10 protein-coding genes and 4 pseudogenes are annotated in these 18,972 nt (G+C 71.6%); 6 read left to right on the top strand and 8 right to left on the bottom strand.

Going from position 1 to position 18,972, the window contains the following annotated elements:
- Nucleotides 1–117: 117 nt before the first annotated feature.
- Both ACFY0T_RS36990 and ACFY0T_RS36985 read right to left on the bottom strand, forming a co-directional pair.
- A pseudogene (locus tag ACFY0T_RS36990) lies at nucleotides 118–1,277 on the bottom strand (ATP-binding protein); the annotation flags it as partial.
- 317 nt (nucleotides 1,278–1,594) lie between these two features.
- Nucleotides 1,595–2,104 carry a dual specificity protein phosphatase family protein gene (locus ACFY0T_RS36985; protein ID WP_388881169.1) on the bottom strand — a complete coding sequence of 170 codons (510 nt, stop codon included), beginning with the start codon at nucleotides 2,102–2,104 and terminating at the stop codon, nucleotides 1,595–1,597.
- Between the two features lie 106 nt (nucleotides 2,105–2,210).
- Between ACFY0T_RS36985 and ACFY0T_RS36980 the strand changes: the two genes are divergently transcribed.
- Nucleotides 2,211–3,014 (top strand): nuclease-related domain-containing protein, encoded by an 804-nt coding sequence (locus ACFY0T_RS36980; protein WP_388880994.1) that lies wholly within the window; start codon nucleotides 2,211–2,213, stop codon nucleotides 3,012–3,014.
- Nucleotides 3,015–3,176: 162 nt separating this feature from the next.
- Here ACFY0T_RS36980 and ligD read toward each other — a convergent pair whose 3' ends face one another.
- Nucleotides 3,177–4,058: a non-homologous end-joining DNA ligase gene (gene ligD, locus ACFY0T_RS36975; RefSeq protein WP_388880992.1), complete on the bottom strand. Its 882-nt coding sequence runs from the start codon at nucleotides 4,056–4,058 to the stop codon at nucleotides 3,177–3,179.
- 458 nt (nucleotides 4,059–4,516) lie between these two features.
- Here ligD and ACFY0T_RS36970 point away from each other — a divergent pair, with 458 nt between their 5' ends.
- On the top strand, nucleotides 4,517–5,611 hold the full coding sequence (locus tag ACFY0T_RS36970) for a Ku protein (RefSeq protein WP_388880989.1): 1,095 nt from the start codon (nucleotides 4,517–4,519) through the stop codon (nucleotides 5,609–5,611).
- A 382-nt stretch (nucleotides 5,612–5,993) separates the two neighbouring features.
- On the opposite strand, the gene ACFY0T_RS36965 is transcribed toward ACFY0T_RS36970, so the two are convergent.
- Nucleotides 5,994–7,757 carry a beta-ketoacyl-[acyl-carrier-protein] synthase family protein gene (locus ACFY0T_RS36965; RefSeq protein WP_388880986.1) on the bottom strand — a complete coding sequence of 588 codons (1,764 nt, stop codon included), beginning with the start codon at nucleotides 7,755–7,757 and terminating at the stop codon, nucleotides 5,994–5,996.
- A 229-nt stretch (nucleotides 7,758–7,986) separates the two neighbouring features.
- Nucleotides 7,987–8,217, bottom strand: a pseudogene (locus ACFY0T_RS36960) (MarR family transcriptional regulator); the annotation flags it as partial.
- A 1-nt stretch (nucleotide 8,218) separates the two neighbouring features.
- Between ACFY0T_RS36960 and ACFY0T_RS36955 the strand changes: the two are divergent.
- Nucleotides 8,219–8,959: pseudogene (locus ACFY0T_RS36955) on the top strand (MFS transporter); the annotation flags it as partial.
- Nucleotides 8,960–9,054: 95 nt separating this feature from the next.
- Here the strand turns inward: ACFY0T_RS36955 and ACFY0T_RS36950 are convergent.
- Together ACFY0T_RS36950 and ACFY0T_RS36945 are read right to left on the bottom strand one after the other, a co-directional pair.
- Complete coding sequence (locus ACFY0T_RS36950) at nucleotides 9,055–10,071, bottom strand: DUF5954 family protein (RefSeq protein ID WP_388880983.1); 1,017 nt, start codon at nucleotides 10,069–10,071, stop codon at nucleotides 9,055–9,057.
- Between the two features lie 177 nt (nucleotides 10,072–10,248).
- Nucleotides 10,249–11,167, bottom strand: a pseudogene (locus tag ACFY0T_RS36945) (aldehyde dehydrogenase family protein); the annotation flags it as partial.
- Between the two features lie 527 nt (nucleotides 11,168–11,694).
- Here ACFY0T_RS36945 and ACFY0T_RS36940 point away from each other — a divergent pair.
- From ACFY0T_RS36940 to ACFY0T_RS36930, 3 genes are all read left to right on the top strand, one after another.
- Complete coding sequence (locus ACFY0T_RS36940) at nucleotides 11,695–14,409, top strand: SpoIIE family protein phosphatase (protein WP_388880980.1); 2,715 nt, start codon at nucleotides 11,695–11,697, stop codon at nucleotides 14,407–14,409.
- Between the two features lie 491 nt (nucleotides 14,410–14,900).
- Nucleotides 14,901–16,040, top strand: coding sequence for an ABC transporter substrate-binding protein (locus ACFY0T_RS36935; protein ID WP_388880977.1), 1,140 nt, complete (start codon nucleotides 14,901–14,903; stop codon nucleotides 16,038–16,040).
- 233 nt (nucleotides 16,041–16,273) lie between these two features.
- The gene (locus ACFY0T_RS36930) at nucleotides 16,274–16,444 is read left to right on the top strand and encodes a hypothetical protein (protein ID WP_388880974.1); all 171 of its coding nucleotides are present in this window, start codon (nucleotides 16,274–16,276) and stop codon (nucleotides 16,442–16,444) included.
- A 184-nt stretch (nucleotides 16,445–16,628) separates the two neighbouring features.
- Here ACFY0T_RS36930 and ACFY0T_RS36925 read toward each other — a convergent pair whose 3' ends face one another.
- A complete protein-coding gene (locus ACFY0T_RS36925; RefSeq protein WP_388880971.1) occupies nucleotides 16,629–18,791 on the bottom strand; it encodes an MMPL family transporter in 2,163 nt (720 codons plus the stop codon).
- Nucleotides 18,792–18,972: the final 181 nt, after the last annotated feature.

Here is an 18,972-nt window from a genome sequence, read left to right as displayed (position 1 = left end):
TCCTCCAGGAAGGGGGGCGAACCTGACTAATCGCCACATTAGGAGCGGGGGTGGGTGCGCGCAGGTCACAGTGAGCCATCGGGGACGCGGAAGTGCTCAGGCCCCCCGGACGGTCCTTCAGGCTGCTCCGGACGGTCCTGCGGGGAGGCCGTGCTGAGGGAGCGTCAGGGTCGTCGGCGCGCCGCCGCCGGGAGCGTTGGCGAACGTCAGCCGCGCGCCGAGTACCTCCGACTGGCCGAGCGCGATCGTCAGCCCGAGCCCGTGCCCCTTCGAAACCGCCCTCCGTGTGGAAGCCGCTGCGGCCCGTGCGTCACGAGGTACTCCGGATCGCCCTCGCCATGGTCCCGCACGGGCACGGCCGGGCCGTCGACCGTCAGCACCACCGGCCCCTTGCCGTGCTGGTGCGCGTTCGCCACCAGATTCCCGAGCACCCGCTCGAGCCGGCGCCGGTCGGTCGCCACCCGCGCGTCCCGTACGACCCGGACCTCGGTGTCGGTGCCCGACGCCCGCATCACCCGCCCGGCCGGTGGAGCCAGCACCTCCGAGTCCAGCTCAAGGCGCTCGCTCCGCGCGTCCAGGCGGGAGATCTCCAGCAGGTCTCGGTCAGCGTGCCCAGCGCGGCCGCGCGGTCGCGCACCAGCTCGGTCGGCCGCCCGGCGGCAGCAGCTTCGGCCGCCGCCTGCAACCCGGTCAGCGGGGGTGCGCAGCTCGTGCGCCACATCCGCGGTGAACCGCTGCTCCCTCAGCAGCTTGCTCTGCAGCGAGGACGCGATCGTGTCGGGGGCACCGGCGACCGCGGCCACCCCGTCCTGGGGGCGCGTCGGATCCTGCGTCCGCGGGTCGTCGACGCGCGCGTCCAGGTCGCCCGCGCTGATCCGCCGCGCCACGTGTGCCATCGCGTGCAGCCACCGCGTCACCCGCGTCACCGCGAACGAGCCCACCAGCAGCGTCGCGCCGATCGCCGGCGCCAGGGGCCACACGATCGCCCGGTCCAGGGCGTCGATGGTGTGGGCGCCCTGCGCGGAGTCGTACTGGACGGCCGGCACGCGTCCGTCTTCCGCGGGCCGGCGCCCACATGGTTGGGCGTCCGTCGTGCTCGCCGGCCATCGTGCCGCGCCTCCCGTCCGCCGCCGACTGCCGCAGCCGGGCCGGCAGCCCGGGCAGGTCGACGCCCGCGTCCGGCGGCAGCCGGTCTCCCGCCTCGTACCGCGTCGTCACGTCGGTGAGTCGAGCGCGCGGCCACGGGCCTCGCCGACGGTCTGGTTGGTCACCGAGAGCGCCCTTGACGCCCTTGACGGTCTCGGTGTCCGCCTCGCCGTAGTCGAGGGTGGGGTGGAGGCGGGCGGCAGCTCGGGCCACAGCGTGGTGGCGCCGACAGCGGTGGGGGTGGCCCCCGCGGCGCGCAGGTCGCCGCTGTCGCCGCAGTCGGCCAGGGTCGCCACCAGGACAGCGGGCGGGCGGCGCCGAAGGCTGCGCGCGAGCCTGTCGGCTGCGCGCGCGGGGCGGCTGGGGCGGCTGGGTCGGATGAGGAGAGGGTGGTGAGCCGCGGGAGGGCGGGCCGTGCGGTCGCAGGTCAGCGGGCGGTGCGGTGGTGTCACGGCTCCGCGAGTTCCTCCAGCAGGCGGGCCGTCGCCAGCCCCGCCCGCAGGTACTCCACGAACAGCTCGTTGTGCAGCGCCCACGGAGAGCGACGGGCCCGTATCAGCCGTATCGCGTCCTCGGTGCTGTGCCCAGCGAGGACGAGCGCGTGCGCGACGACCAGCCCCGAACGGTTGTACCCGTGATAGCAGCGCACGAGAACCCGGCGGCCGTCCTCCAGGGCGTCGTCCGCGGCCCGCGCGAGTCGCATCACACCCGCCAGTTGCGTACCGTCGAGGGGGCCGTCCGGGATGGGCCACACATGGTGCTCGACGCCCGGGTCCGGACCGTGCCCCGGCAGCCGCAACAGGGTCAGGACCAGGTCGAACTCATCCCGTGCGACAGCGAATTCCGGCTCGCCGGAGTGCCCCGCGAACGCGTGCCCGCCCATCCACAGGCCCGGCACGATCTCGCTCCACGGGCTGTCCGGAGCGGGTACATCGGGTTGCCTTCCACGAGTCCGCAACGGCGCCTCCCACCCAGTTCCCAACTCTCCCAACTCCTCCCAAAGGTAACCGGGTTCTTGCCCCTGGAGCACCCCGCCTGTTCCCATGGTCATGGGGTGATGGTGCATGAACGGATTGCGCGTCATACCGACCTGGCGGCACGGTCAGGAGCGGCTGTACGTCTGTCTGACGGACGGGAGGAACGTCGCCTGGTACGACCGTGAGGCGGCCCGGGTCAACCTGCTCAGCGAGGACAGGCGCGAGGAGGTGCTCGACGCGCTGGGGCCCTTCCTGACCGGCCCGGTGACGGTGGGACCACCCCCCGTCCCGACCCCGGCGGAGCTGGCCCGGCTGACCCTGCACCCGGACGACGACCTTGCGCCGAACCGGCCCGGCGAGGCGCTGGTGATCGCCCTCGACCGTGATCCGGGGCCGACGCATCGACTGCGTCCCGATCCGCGCCGGCGGGCGCTCGCCGCCGAGCAGGCCGTCGGCGAGGCCCTGGACCAGCTGGAGGGCGCGGGCTGGCACACCCTCCACTCGATCCCGCTCCCCGGCGGCGACCGCATCCACCACATGGTGATCGGCCCCGGCGGCCTCTTCTCCGTACGCACCCTGTACGCGCGCAAACAGCGTGTCCTGGTCGCCGACCCCATGGTGACGGTCGGCCGCCACGAGCCGCGCCCACTCCTACGCCGAGTCCGCGCGGACGCCGACCGCGCGTCCTACGCCCTGACGGCCGAGGTCCACCCCGTCCTGGCCCTGGCCGGCCCCGCCAACCTGGAGGTCATGGCACCCCCACGCGAGGTCCGCATCCTCCAGGACACCGACCTCGCCTCCCTGGCCCGCCTGGGGGGCGTCCTGAAACCGGCGGACGTGGAGGCCCTCCACGCGATAGCCCGGGACCGGCATACGTGGCTACGGGTGTGACAGGCACCCCGTCAGGGGCGCGGGGAACTGCGCGCCCAGCCCCCACCCACCCGCAGCCGAAGAACCACCCAGGGGTCTGGGGCGGAGCCCCAGGCATGGGACGGGTAGGGGCGGAGGGGGCGAAAACCGATCTGGCCCACCCAGGAAGGCGCCCACGCCAGGTCACGGCAGCGGGCCGGCATGGCGGGGATTGAGCAGGGGCTCCAGAAGGTCGCCGTACCGCCGCAGACGAGGGGCGATGTCAGGAGCACGGAAGGCGAGTCGGGTCGCGGTGGTGCACTCCGTGACCTCGTCCCAGGTCACGGGCGCGGACACCGTGGGCTCGGCCCGGGCACGGAGGGTGTACGGCGTCGCCGTCGTCTTCCGCGCGGCGTTCTGGCTCCAGTCGACGAAGACCTTCCCACCCCGCAGGCTCTTCGTCATCCGATGCACGACCCGGCCCGGTAGCGCACGCTCGGCCTCGACGGCGAGCTCCTTCGCGTACGCGGTGACCTCCCTGGAGGGCGTCGGCTCCAGGCCCGCCAGCAGATGCAGCCCCTTCGACCCGGACGTCTTCGCGTAGGCCTCGATCCCGTCCGCGGCCAGCCGCTCGCGCAGCCACAGCGCGACCTCGCAGCACTCGACGATCGTCGCGGGCGCCCCCGGGTCGAGGTCGAACACGAGACGGTCGGCCTCGCCGGGGGCGTCCACCTGCCACTGGGGCGTGTGGAACTCGGTGACGAGGTTCGCGGCCCACATGAGCGAGGCCAGGTCCTGGATCAGGACCATACGGGCCGGGCCCTCCGAGCGGGGGACCTCGGCCGTCCTGACCCAGGCGGGCGTGCCGGGCGGCACGTTCTTGGCGAAGAAGACCTGCCCGCCCGGCCCGTCCGGGTAGCGGAGGAAGGAGAGCGGCCGGTTGTGCAGGTGCGCGAGGAGCGAGTCCGCGACGGTCGCGTAGTAGTGCAGCACCTCGCCCTTGGTGAAGCCGGTCGCGGGATACAGCACCTTCTCCAGGTTGCTGAGCGCGAGCCTCCGCCCCTCCACCTCCGTGATCGGCGTCATAGGTCGAGAATCCCACGAAAGGGTAATAAAGCGTCCGGATTGTGACGTCTCGGGCTGATGGATCGCACGGAGTCCGAAGGCGGGTAGTAGCGCCGGTCCGCCGAACACCGCGATCCGGGCGATGCCGTCCCCGGCCCCGGGAACCGAACGCTCTGCACGTCGTGGACGGCCCGCGAGCCCTTGAGCGGCCCGGCGGAGGCGGCCGCCATGGCGGCGTGGATCTCCTCCTTGTTCCGCAGGTGGGTGCCCGGCAGCAGGCCGGTCGCCTCGGCCGCGTAGTGACTGAAAGGAATCGGGGCCGCCCGGGAGCACCGGGGGAGGGCGCCAGGGGATGTGGCACCGGGAACGTCCGCTTAGCCTGGATTCAGCCAGTATTTTCCTGTTCTCGCACACGCCTCTTTTCCACACGTACCTCGCGAATCCATGTCTCCATATCTCTATGTCTCCATGTCAGGAAGGTGCTGCACGTGCGATCCATCTGGAACGGCGCCATCTCCTTCGGCCTGGTCAGCATCCCCATCAAGCTCGTGAACGCCACCGAGAGCCACTCGATCTCCTTCCGCCAGATCCACCTCGACGACGGCGGCCGCATCCGCTACCGCAAGTTCTGCGAGCTGGAGGACCGCGAGGTCTCGACCCCGGAGATCGGCAAGGCGTACGAGGACGCGGACGGCACGCTGATCCCGATCACGGACGAGGACCTGGCCGCGCTGCCGATCCCGACCGCCAGGACCATCGAGATCGTGGCCTTCGTGCCGGCCGACCAGATCGACCCGCTCCAGATGGACACGGCGTACTACCTGTCCGCGAACGGCGTCCCCGCCGCCAAGCCGTACGTCCTGCTGCGCGAGGCCCTGAAGCGCAGCCGGAAGGTCGCCGTGGCGAAGTTCGCGCTGCGCGGGCGGGAGCGGCTCGGCATGCTGCGCGTGGTCGACGACGTGATCGCCATGCACGGGCTGCTGTGGCCGGACGAGATCCGGGCCACCGACGAGGCTGCCCCGGACACGAGCGTCACCGTCCGCGACAAGGAACTGGACCTGGCGGACGCCCTGATGGACACCCTCGGCGAGGTCGACTTCGCCGACCTGCACGACGACTACCGCGAGGCCGTCGAGGAACTCATCTCCGCCAAGGCCGCCGGCATGGAGGCCCCCGCCGTCCCCGCCGGGGAGCCGACCGGCGGCAAGGTGCTCGACCTGATGGCCGCCCTGGAGAAGAGCGTGCGCGCCGCCAAGGAGTCGCGTGGCGAGGAAGCCGCCGAGGAGGCCGCCGAGGTCACGCCACTTCCGTCCCGGCGCCGTACGCCAGCCGGCAAGTCCGCCCGTACGGCCCCCAAGGAGGTCGGCGGCAAGAAGTCGACCTCCGCGGCGAAGAAGACGGCGGCCAAGAAGACGACGTCGAGGAAGACCACGGCGAAGAAGACCACGGCGAAGAAGTCGACCACCGATACGGCCGCCAAGAAGACGGCGACCAAGCAGACGGCCGCCAAGAAGACGGCGGCCAAGAAAACCACCGCGAAGAAGGCCGCCCCACGGAAACGGACGTCCGCCTGAGCGCTCGCGACGCTGCCGAGACACGCGATGCCTTGTCTCGCCCCCTCCGCCCCTACCCATCCCGACCTGGGGCTCCGCCCCAGACCCCGCTCCTCAAGCGCCGGAGGGGCTGAATCTTTCGCCGGCCGGGGCTGAAAACTTTCACCCCCGGCCGGCACTTTTCTGGCCTGTCCGGCGTGTGATGACGAGCGCGTCAGCGCGACACGGGGGTCTGGGGGGCGGAGCCCCCAGATACGGGACGGGTAGGGGCGAAGGGGGGAAGAAACAAAAGGCCTGCGGCGCAGCCCACGTCTCGACGAACCAGCCACCCTCGGGGTGCGGTTGAGGCACCGCGTGGCGCACCGTCAGGCGGCGTGCGGCCCGTGTTGCCGCCCGACCCCGATCACGCGGTCCTCCGCAGCGCCAGCACCGCGTTGTGGCCGCCGAATCCGAAGGAGTTGCTGAGGGCGAGGTCGCCCAGCGCGGGCAGCGCTCGCGGGCTGTTCGTCACCACGTCCAGGACGATGGCGTCGTCCTGGTCCTCGCAGCCGATGGTCGGCGGGATGAGCCCGTGGTGCAGCGTGAGCACGGTGGCGACGGCCTCGACGCCGCCCGCCGCGCCCTGCAGATGACCGAGGTGTCCCTTGAGCGCGGTCACCGGGACGTCCGCGCCCAGCACCGCGCGCAACGCGCTCGCCTCGGCGAGGTCGCCGTCGGTGGTAGCGGTGGCGTGGGCGTTGACGTGCACGACGTCCACGACGTGGGCGCCCGCGTCCCGTACGGCCCGCCGCAGGGCGAGGGCGACGCCACTGCCGGAGGGGTCGGGCGCGGCCATGTGGTGGGCGTCGGCGGACAGCCCCCACCCGGCGGCCTCGCAGTAGACGCGTGCCCCGCGCGCCCGAGCGTGCTCCTCGGACTCCAGCAGCAGGAATCCGGCGCCCTCGCCGTTCACGAAGCCGTCGCGGTCCTTGGCGAAGGGCCGGGAGGGGCTGGTGGACCCGAGCTCGTGGGTGGACAGCGCGCGCATCGCGGCGAACGAAGCCATGATCGCCGGGGTCACCACGGCCTCCGCGCCACCGGCGAGGGCCACGTCGACATGCCCGTACCGGATACGGTCGATGGCCTGCCCGATGGCCTCGGTGCCGGAGGCGCAGGCGCTGGTCACGGTGCGGGCCTCGCCGGTGATCCGCAGCGCGAGGGACACCTGGGACGCGGCCTGCGAGGGCACGGTCATCGGCGTGGTCAGGGGCGACACGGCACGCGGCCCCTTGTCCCGCAGCTTCCGGTCGCCGCCGACGAGCACGGAGGCGTCACCGAGGATGGCGCCGACACTGACGCCGACCCGCTCGGGGTCGAGCCCGCTCTCGACCGTACCGGCCACGTCGAAACCGCCGTCCTGCCACGCCTCGCGCGCGGCGAGCACCGCGAACTGCGCGGCCCGGTTCATCCGCCGCGCCTGCGGCCTCGGCAGCAGTTCGGCCGGGTCCACGGGAACGCTCCCGGCGACGCGAACGGGCAGTTCGGCGAACTCCTCGCCCTCCAACTCCCGTATCCCGCAACGGCCCTCCACCAGCCCCTGCCAGAGCTCCTCCACTCCCACACCGAGCGGCGTGACGGCCCCGAGCCCGGTGACGACGACCCGCCGGGGCGCGGTGCCGCCGGTGGCCGTACAACGTGGCCGGGGGAGGTGCCGTACGACATGCCCCTCCGCGACGGCGCGCGCGGCGTGCTCGCGCAGCCCGGCGTCCGAGACGGGCTCCTCGGCCCGGCTCTCCAGGTCCCGGTGCCAGCGGCCCCACCGGCGGGTGTACGACTCCTCGACGGCCCCGGGGTCGACGGCGCGCAGCGAGGTGACGCGATCGCCGTCGCGGAATTCCACCCTGGTGAGATCGGTCGACGTGATCTCGGGAATTCCGGTGACATCCATACGCCGACAGGCCACGGTCACCCGATGACCGCGCTCGAATACCTCGTCGTGATCCATTCCCCCGAGTGGCGGCCGCAGGGTCAGTCGAATGGTGTGCGGGGTCTCGGGGAGGGTGTGCATCACCACATGCCACTTGTCTTCCGCCACGTCCTGTTCCGAGAGGGCGAGAAGATCACCCGGAATCACTTCGGCGACGGTGACGGCGTGGGGCTGTACGGGGACGTCGGACGAATTGCGCATGGAGCAAGAGCCTTCGGTGCCTTGGGAGTGGGGGGAATGCCGGGCTCAACTGTCGACGACAAATCGACAGTTGCCTAGGTGTCCCCACCAAGGAGTGCGCAACGTCACGGAAAGGGAAGCTCAATTCCCGCCCCGGAAAGGGAAATCCGAGCGAGTGTCCCTCCGGGAATTGATCATTTCTGGAAGGACGCAGGCCCGGATATGTGGCCCAGGGGCAGGGCCGCGGCGGTCAGCGGCGCGGCCAAGGGCGCCCGTCCAGGCGCTCGATGTCGCGGTTCAGACGGCCGAGATACGCGGCGAACTCGGCCACCTCCTCCGGCGCCCATTCCTCCATCACCTTCTCCAGGCCGTGCAGGTTCTCGGCGCGGTCGGAGGTCAGTCGGCGCTCGCCCTCGGCGGTGATGGCGAACTTGCGGGCGATGCCCCCCTCGGGGTCGGGGACGCGCTCGACGATCCCGCTGGCCTGGGGCTGGTGGGAACTGCGGATCACCGACCCGCTGGTCGACCTCCGGGTGACCGCCCGCCCGCAGGTGCTGACCACGAACGCGGCCTCGATCCTCATCGGCTTCGCGATGTACGCCCAGTCGCTGGTGGTGCCCCAGCTGCTGCAGCTGCCCGAGGCCACCGGCTACGGTCTGGGCGAGTCGATGCTGGCCATGGGCCTGTGGATGGCCCCCGCGGGCCTGATGATGATGCTGATGTCGCCGATCGGCGCCAAGCTGTCGGCCGCGAAGGGGCCGAAGGTCACCCTGATCGTCGGCGCCCTCATCATCGCCCTCGGGTACGGCGTCTCGCTGCCGCTGATCGGCTCCGGTTCCCCCTGGGCCCTGCTGGTCGTGACCATCGTCTGCAACACGGGCGTCGGCTTCGCCTACGGCTCGATGCCGGCCCTCATCATGGGCGCGGCGCCCCCGCCGGAGACCGCCTCGGCCAACAGCTTCAACACGCTGATGCGCTCCATCGGCAGCTCCGTGGCCGCCGCCGTGATCGGTGTGGTCCTGGCCCAGATGACCACCAAGTTCGGTGTCTACTCCCTGCCGTCCGAGAGCGGCTTCCGGGTCGCCATGCTGATCGGCTGCGGTGTGGGCCTCGCGGCGGCGGCCGTCGCCGCGCTCATCCCCGTACGCCCGGTGGCCGCCGGGCAGCCGGAGGCCGACGTCGTATCGGACTCCGAGCCGGAGGCGTCCGGGGCGAAGGCGTGACCTGAGGCACAGGAGCGGGATTCAGGGGGCGGCCTCACCGAGGCCGCCCCCGAGTCGTTCTTCGTACTCCCGAGTGCATTCTTCGTGCCCCCGGGTCATTCCTCGTAGTGGAGCGTGCCGTCCTCGTCCATGGTCGGGTGCATCTTCATGGGGCCGTAGTCGTCCAGGTCGGAGGGGCGGGGCGGCTCCGGCCCGTCGGGGCCGAACCGGGCCGTCCGCTCGATACGGCAGATCCTGAACAGGCGGTCGTCCACCCGGATTTCATGGGCGCGGCCGGCGACCCGGAACTCCTCGGCGGCCCGCGCGTACCGCGCCCGCTTCGCCTCTCCGAACCGGTACAACAGCGGCCACATCTCGTTCAACCCGTCGTAGAGCAGCCGCCGCGCGTCGTGCGGGGTCGGCGCGAGCGCGCCGCACGGCTCCCACCCGCCCGTGCTCTGTTCCACCACGCCGAAGCCGACGGGAAGGAGCACCACGTCCGGGTGGCTCGTGACGGCCCGCTCGGAGTCCGCGCGGACCTCGGCGGGAAACCGCGCGCCGGTGTACGCGAACTCCCGCATCGCCATCTTCAGAGCGCCCGCCATGAGTCCCTCGTCCTCGCCGGGCGAGAAGACGAACCCCACGTCCGGTTCAGGCGTCGCGGGCCGGCCCTCCCAGGACACTTCGGCGGGCTCCGGGTCGGTGGGCCGCGGCGGCTCGAGCCCGTCCGGCCCGCTGCGGGCGAACTCGTCGCCGCGCACCACGCGGTAGCGCACACCGAGCACACTCAACTCGTCCACCGGTTCGCGTTCGAGCACCGCCACCGCCGCCAGCACCTCACGCCGTACGGCCGGGTCGTCGGTGTCGTCCTTGGCCCTGAACCAGAGCAAGGAGTTCAAACCGTCCCGTACCAGTTGCGGCATGCCGTTCGTCATCGGCTGCACCAACCGCCACTCCTCGCCGACTTCGGGATCCTGCGCGGCAAGCCCGAACACCGGGCCGCGCAAGGCGAAGTGCGGATACCGCAGGGAGGCGTCCACGGCATCCGCCTCGGCCACCCACGCGGCCGGATCGTCCCGTCGCACCAACCCCGCGTGCAGCCGGTCCAGTTGTCGCTTCCAGTCATCGGCCATGCGCGCATTGTTGTGCCCGCCCGTGCGGCACCCCGCCCGAATATCCCAAGTGATCAAACTCGGGCACTTTCGGAGCCGATTCCCGAGGTGACGGTGGAACGTTTCCGCTGTGACGCTCATGACGCTGCCGAGCTACCGCGGCCGTTCAAGTCCCCCCGGTTCACGCTCGGTTGGGCACTACTGCGAAAAGTCCACTCCCTGCGCCTGCGCCACCCGCCCCGAGTAGTTCACCGTGTTGGTCGCGCGGCGCATGTACGCCCGCCGGGCGTCGGAGCCGGACTCGCGGCCGCCGCCCGTCTCCTTCTCGCCGCCGAAGGCACCGCCGATCTCCGCCCCCGACTGCCCGTGCTGACGTTGACGATGCCGCAGTCCGCGCCGTCGGCGGCCAGGAACCGTTCGGCCTCGGCCTCGGCCTGGTCGGCGGTGAAGATCCCGGACGACAGCCCCTGCGGTACGTCGTTGTGCAGCCGGATCGCCTCGTCGCGGTCGCGGTAGGTGAGGACGTACATGATGGGCGCGAAGGTCTCCTCGCGGACGACTGCGGTCTGCGCGGGCATCCGCACCAGGGCGGGGCGGACGTAGTAGCCGCCCGGCGCCGCCTCCGCGAGCTGCCGTTCGCCGCCCGCGCACAGGGTGCCGCCTTCCTCCACCGCGCGGTCGAGAGCCGAGCGCATCCTCGTGTACGAGGCCTCGCTGACGAGCGGCCCGACCAGGGTCGACTCCTGGAACGGGTCGCCGATCGGGAGCCGGCCGTACGCGGTGGTGAGCCGCTCGACGACGGTGTCGGCGACGTCCTCTTGCACGATCAGCCTGCGCAGCGTGGTGCACCGCTGCCCCGCCGTGCCCGCGGCGGGGAACACGGCGGCGTTCACGGTGAGATCGAGGTCCGCCGAAGGCGTCACCACGGCCGCGTTGTTCCCGCCGGGTTCCAGGATGCCGCGGCCGAACCGGGCGGCCACCCGGGGGCCACCGCGCGGCCCATCCGGGTCGAACCGGTCGCGCTGATCAGCGGCACCAGCGGGGAGTCCACGAGCCGCTGGCCAGTCTCCGCCGCACCGAGCACGACATGGCTGAGACCCGCCGGGGCCCCGGTCTCGACGGTGACCAGGTGGGCGAGGTGCGCCTTGTGCTCGGTGAGCAGCGAACCGCTTGACCAGCGCGCCGCGCACCGGTCCGGGGTGGTCCGCCACCTGAGGAACGCCTCGTGCGCCCTCGCCGGAGAAGAACGGGTGGTTGTCGAGGCTTCCCCGGTCCGTGTGTGCCGGTTCCCGGCCGGCCGTGATGGTGCCGATGCCCCCCAGCGTGTCGCGGGCCTCTACCGCCGTGCCGTGCGGCCCCGGCCGGTCGTGTCGCGCACGGTACCCGGGGCACTGGCCGCCACCGCTGTTCAGTCCGGCCCGCCCCGGTCACCTCGTCGTCGGAGACCTAGAGCGATACAAATGGTGTATGTGCGCAATACCGGGTCAATCTGGGCGTGGGGTGTTTGATGCGCGCAGGAGGACCCCATATCCCGGTCGGCATCTTCGTCCGGGACAAGGCCACCAAGGGCGACAGGAGCACGGCCGGCCGCATCAGGGGGGAGAGGCGCGGCGGCCGCCGCGGCGCCTGCGCTCCCTGCTGAGCGTGCGCAGCGTCGCCGGCCAGGTCTTCCTCCTGCAGCTGACGGTCGTGGTGCTGCTCGTCGCCGCCGCGCTGGTGGCTCTCGTGGTGCAGGCTCGACGCGACAGCATGACGGATGCCCGGGACCGGACGCTTGCCGCGGCGCAGGCGTTCGCGAACTCCCCGGGGGTCGTGGCGGCGATCAACAGCCCCGACCCGACCGCGGTGCTGCAGCCGCGCGCCGAGGCGGCCCGGAAGGCCGCGGGCGTCGATGCCATCATCGTGTACCGGCTGGATGGGATCACCCTCACCCACAGCGACCCGAATCAGATCGGGAAACACGTCATCGGCCCCTACGCGGAGGCGGCGACCGGCAAGGCGTTCACCAGGACCTTCCAAGGCTCCCTGGGGCTCTCCGTGATCTCGGCGGTCCCCGTCAGGGCTGATGACGGCTCGGTCGTCGCCATCGTCTCCGCTCCCGTCAGGGTCGAGAAGCTCCAGCACGGGGTGGACCGGCAGCTGCGGGTCCTGTTCGGCGGCGCTGCCGGTGCCCTTGTCATCGCCGCAGGCGGGTCGGCCCTTGTGAGCCGCCGGTTGCGGCGGCAGACCCATGGTCTGGGTCCGGTCGAGATGGCCCGGATGTACGAGCACCACGACGCGGTCCTGCACGCCGTGCGGGAAGGCGTGCTGATCATCAATGGTGATGGCCTGCTGCTTCTGGCCAACGACGAGGCACGGCGGCTGCTGGACCTGCCGGCGGACGCGGAGCGGCGCCACGTCACCGAACTGGGGTTGGAGGAGGACCTTGCCGAACTGCTGACCTCCGACCGCCTGGCCACCGACGAGGTCCACCTGGCGGGCGACCGGCTACTGGCGGCCAACAAGCGGCTCACCGCACCTCGCGGACCGGTCGGCAGCGTGGTGACGCTACGGGACACCACCGAGCTGCAAGCCCTCTCCGTCAGGGCGGAGAGGGCGCGCGAACGGTTGAGACTGCTCTACGACGCCGGGGTGCGGGTCGGCACCACGCTGGATGTGAAACGCACCGCCGAGGAACTGGCGGAGGTGACGGTGCCCCGGTTCGCCGATGCCGTCACCGTCGAGCTGCTGGACCCGGTCCTGCACGGCGAGGAGTCCTCCGGTGGGACCACCGAGATGCGCCTCACCGCGGTCGCGGGTCTGGACGAGGACTATCCTCTCCACCCCGTCGGCGAACTGATCCGGTTCGTCGCCACCCACCCCGTCTCCGCGGGGATGGCCGACGGCCGAGCGGTCCTGGTGAGGGACCTGAGCACCTTCGACGGCTGGCGAGCCCAGGACCCCGAAGGTGCCCAGCGGATCCTCGACCACGGCATCCACTCCCTGCTCGTGGTCCCGTTGCGGGCCCGCGGGGTGGTGCTGGGAAGTGTGGAGTTCTGGCGGGCGCACGCCTCCTCGCCGTTCGAGGGCGAGGACGTGTCCTTCGCCGAGGAGCTGGCCGCCCGGGCAGCGGTGTGCATCGACAACGCCCGCCGCTACACCCGCGAACACACCATGGCCGTCACCCTCCAACGCAGCCTGCTGCCGCGCAGGCTGCCCGAGCAGTCCGCCCTTGAGGTGGCCTACCGCTACCTGCCGGCCAAGGCCGGGGTGGGCGGTGACTGGTTCGACGTCATTCCGCTGTCCGGCTCCCGGGTGGCGCTGGTGGTCGGTGATGTCGTCGGCCACGGCCTGCACGCGGCGGCGACCATGGGCCGACTGCGCACCGCCGTGCACAACTTCTCCGGCCTGGACTTGCCTCCGGAGGAGCTGCTGGGCCGACTGGACGAGCTGGTGGACCAGATCGACGCCGACGAGGCCGCCGCCGGGGACGACGGGCAGGGGATCGCCGGGGCAACCTGCCAGTACGCCGTCTACGATCCCACCTCCGGGCAGCTGGCCATCGCCACCGCGGGCCATCCGGGACCGGCGGTGGTCCATCCCGACGGGACCGTGAACTTCCTTCAGGTGCCCGTCTCCCCGCCACTGGGGCTGGGCACCGGCCTGCCCATCGAGAGCGCCGAGCTGACCGTGCCCGAGGGGTCCCGGCTGGTGCTCTACACCGACGGCCTGATCGAGGACCGAGGCCGCGACCTGGACGCCGGCCTGGAGGCCCTGCGCGGTGCTCTGACCGGGCCCGATCGCACCCCGGAGGCCACGTGCGCGGCGGTTTTGGAGGCCATGCTGCCCGCCCAGCCCAAAGATGACATCGCGCTGCTGGTGGCCCGCACCCGCCGGCTCGACCCGGCGCAGGTCGCCGAGTGGCACGTGCCCCGTGACCCGGCGGCGGTAGCCCCGGTGCGCGCCGCCTGCGCCCGCCGGCTGACGGAGTGGGGCCTGGAGCAGATCGCCTTCTCCGCCGAGCTCATCCTCAGCGAGCTGATCACCAACGCCATCCGCTACGGCGCCGAGCCCATCACCGTCCGGCTGCTCCACACGGTGCCGATCAGCGGCTCCGCCGCGGGCACCCTGATCTACGAGGTCTCCGACGGCAGCAGCACCTCGCCCCGGCTGCGCCGGGCGAACGTCACCGACGAGGGTGGCCGCGGACTCTTCCTGGTCGCCCAGTTCACCGAACGCTGGGGCACCCGCTACACGCCCACCGGCAAAGTCATCTGGGCCGAACAACCCCTCCACGACGGCGCCACGCCCGGGGCGGAAGGGCTCGGCGAGATCCTGCTCGGCGAGGGGGCATGGGGCATGGACGACACGGCGCTGTGAGGGGATCGTGCACATCGCGCGACCTGCCCGCCGCCCGGCGCGCCGCACAGGCGCGACTGGGGCCCGGGGCACACGGAGGCCGCGGTTCCGCCGTGGAAAGGCGCTGATCGCAGGCTTCCTCGGGTGGGATTCGGTCATCGAGGTTGCCGGGTACGCTGGCCTCGATGACCACTTCGTCGACGCAGTAGATCTAGGAGGCGAGGAGTCACAGCGGAGGGCCCGCCGCTTCGGACCGCGTGCGGGATGCTGCCAGTGCCCGGACGGACCGCGTGTGCGCAGACTGGAGTACCGCGGCTCTCGGTCCTCGGCAGCTTCCGGAACTCCACGACCGCGCTGCGTAGCCCATGGCGCGGCGACAACAGCGGCTCGCGCCGCACCTCGGCGCAGGACGGCACGGCGGCACCGGGTCGTTCACTCCGGTGACCCGACGCTCCGTGCACCGACCAGACGGTGAGAACCCTCGTTCCCTATCTCCACCCCCTGGAGCCGTCGTGACCGCACCCCGCGCCCGAGCAGCGGCCGTCTTCGGCTGCTTCGCCCTCGCGGCACTGGGCCTGAGTGCCTGCGAGAACACACCGACCGCCAGACCCGAGAAGCCGTCGGTGGCCACCTCTGCCGAGAACGTGGGCGGCATGGACGCGCTGATCGCCGCAGCGAAACAGGAGGGCACGCTCAGAGCGATCGCGCTTCCGCGTGACTGGGCCAACTACGGCGGCCTGATCGACGGCTTCGAGAAGAAGTACGGGATCAAGGTCACGGTCGACAATCCGCAGGGCTCAAGCCAGGACGAGATCGATGCCATGAAGAAGAGCAGGGACCGGCACAATGCCCCCGACGTGATCGACGTAGGGGATACGTTCGCACGGGCAGCAGCCCGGCAGAACCTGCTCGCGCCGTACAAGGTCGCCGCGTACGACTCGATCCCGAGCAGTCAGAAGGACTCGCGGGCCCGCTGGTACAACAACTACGGGGGCTACATCTCCATCGGCTGCAATGCCGAGCTCGTCAAGACCTGTCCCCGGACCTTCGCCGATCTGCTGAAACCCCAGTACAAGGGCAAGGTCGCGCTCGACGGCGACCCCACCCGGTCCGGTACCGCCTTCGCCGGCGTGTACGCGGCCGCCCTGGCGAACAAGGGGTCGTTCGACGACATCCAGCCCGGTGTCGACTTCTTTGCCGAGCTCAAGAAGAGAGGCAACTTCAACCCCCTCGAGTCCACCTCGGCCGCGGTCGAGAGCGGTCGGACGCCCATCAGTATCGACTGGGACTACGTCAACCTCGACTACGCCGACCGGTTCCGCAGCAAGGGTGTGAACTGGCAGGTCTCGATCCCCTTCGACGGCAGCTTCGCCCAGTACTACGCGCTGGCGATCAACAAGAACGCCCCGCACCCGGCGGCCGCCCGCCTGTGGGAGGAGTACCTCTTCAGCGCAGAGGGCCAGAACCTCCGGCTGGGCGGCTATGCCCGCCCGGTGCTCATGGACGCCATGAAGAAGGACGGCACCCTCGACGAGGCCGCCGCCGCACGGCTGCCGACGGTTGAGGGAACGCCGCAGTTCCCGACAGACGCGCAACTGGAGAAGGCGAGGAAGACGGTCGCCCAGGGCTGGGCGAAGGCCGTCTCCGGCTGACAGCCCGGCTCGCGGAAGCGACTGGCCGTCTCACCCTCGTGGGCCTGAGAGCGGCACGCGCTGCTATCGCGGCCGGCTGGGTGACGCGAAAGGCGCCCCTGCCCTGGCTACGGGGGTGGGGCTGAAGCCCTCGCGGGGGCAGCTGGTCTCGGTCGACCACCTGCGTACGCTGTCAGCGCCGCAGGTCACAGCCGAACGGAAAGGCGACGACGCGGGAGCCTGGGACATGCTGCGTGCCGCACGCACCTTCGTGCCGACGGCCGGGCGGCAGACACGAGGTGCTGGTCACCGGATTCTCACAGGGGGCCTCGGCTGCGCTGGGCCTTGCCCGGGAGTTCCAGGACGGCGCCGACCCCCGGTTCCGGCTGCAGGCGGTGGCACCGGTCAGCGGCGCGTACGCCTGATCGCGCCGGCCTTCGGGTCCGTCTGCCGGGCCGGCAGTGCGGGCAGTTCGACGTCCCGGACCTCAAGGACGTCGGATGAGTCACACCGGTCTTGGACGACGGCCTTCATAAGGAACTCTCCATAAGGAACTCTCGCCGATCGGTGGATTGTTGGGGGGCGCTGCGGGACGGCGGGGGCGTGGCTTCAGTGGCTCCCGGGCGCGGGAGCGAGCACCCGCTCGGGGCGAGGCTGCCGGTCGGTGTCCTCGACCCCGATGCGCGGCAGCCGATGGTCGAGCCAGCGCGGTAGCCACCAGGTCGCGCGCCCCATCAGCGCCATGGCCGCGGGCACGAGCACCATGCGGACGATCGTCGCGTCGAGCACGATCGCGGTCGCCAGGCCCAGGCCCATCATCTTGACGAGCGGCGACGGGTTGGCGACGAAACTGAGGAACACCACTGTCATGATCAGTGCGGCAGAGGTGATCACACGGCCCGTGGCCGCCATGCCGCGTGCCACCGACTCGGTGGTGTCGCCCGTGACCTCGTACTCCTCGCGGACGCGCGAGAGCAGGAACACCTCGTAGTCCATGGACAGGCCGAACAGGACCGCGAAGAAGATCGTCGGCATGGGCGAGGCGATCAGGAAGGTGTCCTGCAGGTTGAACACGGTCCCGAGCCAGCCCCACTGGAAGACGGCGACCACCACGCCGTACGCCCCGCCGATGGACAGCAGGTTGACCACGGCGGCCTTCAGTGGCAGCGCGACGGAGCGGAACACCACCATCAGCAGCAGGAACGACGCTGCCAGGATCGCGGCGATGAAGACCGGCAGGGTGTCGGCGAGTTGCTCGGTGAGGTCGTCGGTCATGGCGGTCAGGCCGGATACGGCGACGTTGTCGGGGACGAGGTCACGGACGCGCTCAAGGGTCCGGGAGGTCTCGGCATCCGCGGGGGCGGTGGTGGGGAGCGTGGGCAGCACGACGGTGTCCCCGGCCGCGGACGTCTGCGGCTCGCCGACCGTGGCGATGCCGGGGTCGGCGGCGATGCGCCGGGACAGTGCGGGGACGTCCTCGGCGTCCGCACCCGGGCGGGTCAGGTCGACGACGATCAGCAGGGGAGCGTTGAAGCCCGGGCCGAAGCCCTCGGCCAGCAGGTCGTAGGCGCGGCGGTGGGTGGTGCTCGTGGAGTCGTCGCCGGCGTCGGGGAAGCCGGTCTCCATGCGCAGCGCGGGGGCGGCCAGTGCGAGCAGCACCGCGGATGCGGCGAGCAGGTAGCGCCACGGCCGGCCGGACACACGGTGGGCGAAATGCCACCATGCCGTGTCCTCGGACTTCTTCACCGGGCGCTTGCGGCCCCGGCGGCGCCCTTTGTGGACACGGTCGCCCAGGAGCGACAGCAGGGCAGGCAGCAACGTCAGGGCGGTCGCCACGGCGAAGAGAACGACCAGGGCGGTACTCAGGCCGATCGACGTCAGGAAGCCCAGGCCGGTCAGCGCGAGAGCGGCCATCGCCACGATGACGGTGCCGCCGGCGAACAGGACGGCCGCACCCGAGGACCCCATGGCGTTCGACAGTGCGGTGGCGTTGTCCTGGCCGGCGGCGCGGTTCTCGCGGTGACGGGCCATGATGAACAGCGTGTAGTCGATGCCGATGCCCAGGCCGATCATCGCGCCGATCGTGGGGGCGGCGGTGGAGACGTCCATCGCGTTCGCCAGCAGGATGACGCTGCCCAGGCCGGCGGCGACGGCCACCAGGGCGAGCGCGATCGGCACCAGTGCGGCCACGATCGTGCCGAACGCCACCACCAGGATGACGAGCGCGGTCAGCAGGCCCGCCGCCTCCGCACCCGATGTCTCCGTCTCGGCGTTGATGAAGACGGCGTCACCGCCCAGCTCGGCGACGACGCCGTCCCCGCGTGCGGGCTCGATCGCGTCGGTCAGAGCCTCGATCTCCTTGGGGTCCACGTCCATCGCGGGCACGTCGAACGTGATCCGGGCGAAGCCGATACGTCCGTCGGGCGAGAGCGTGTCGGCGGTGAAGGGATCGGCCGCGGTGGCGACGTGCTCCACGTCGGCGATCCGGGCGACCGCGGCGTCGACGGCAGGCCGGTGGTGCTCCAGCCGCTCTCCTTCCGGCGCGGCGAAGACCGCCATGGCAGTGCCACCGGACGCTTCCGGGAAGCGCTCTTCGAGCAGATCCATCGCCTCCTCGCTCTGGCTGCCGGGAGCGACCAGGTCGTCGACGAACGAGCCGCCGACCGTGCCGGCCAGGGGCAGCACGAGGAGGAGGGCAACCGCCCAGGTGGCGATGGTGACCCATGGCCGGCGAGCGCTCGCGCTGCCGATGCGACGGGTGAATCGGTTCATGGCTGTGTGGGCTCCCCCGTGAGATGGCCGCCGTCCGCCGCCGGTGCGTGGCGCGCTTCGGAAGCGGGAGTCGTGAGCGGTTCCATCGTGGGTTCGGGCGCCGGTGCTGTCTCCCGCCACCGGACGGGTTCGGTGCTCCCGCGCGGGACGGGGACAGCGCGGTGGCACCACCCCCTGACGG

Origin of the sequence: Streptomyces sp. NPDC001530 (assembly GCF_042894545.1) — a bacterium.
Taxonomy (GTDB): Bacteria; Actinomycetota; Actinomycetes; order Streptomycetales; family Streptomycetaceae; genus Streptomyces.
Note: the sequence above shows the minus strand (reverse complement) of the source record. Positions and strands in the feature narration are given on the sequence as shown.

What these genes read in the sequence shown, in the direction of transcription:
- ACFY0T_RS36980 (WP_388880994.1), top strand. Translation starts at nt 2,211, where the DNA reads ATGAACGGATTGCGCGTCATACCGACCTGGCGGCACGGTCAGGAGCGG.
- ligD (WP_388880992.1), bottom strand. Translation starts at nt 4,058, where the DNA reads ATGACGCCGATCACGGAGGTGGAGGGGCGGAGGCTCGCGCTCAGCAAC.
- ACFY0T_RS36965 (WP_388880986.1), bottom strand. Translation starts at nt 7,757, where the DNA reads ATGCGCAATTCGTCCGACGTCCCCGTACAGCCCCACGCCGTCACCGTC.
- ACFY0T_RS36950 (WP_388880983.1), bottom strand. Translation starts at nt 10,071, where the DNA reads ATGGCCGATGACTGGAAGCGACAACTGGACCGGCTGCACGCGGGGTTG.
- ACFY0T_RS36925 (WP_388880971.1), bottom strand. Translation starts at nt 18,791, where the DNA reads ATGAACCGATTCACCCGTCGCATCGGCAGCGCGAGCGCTCGCCGGCCA.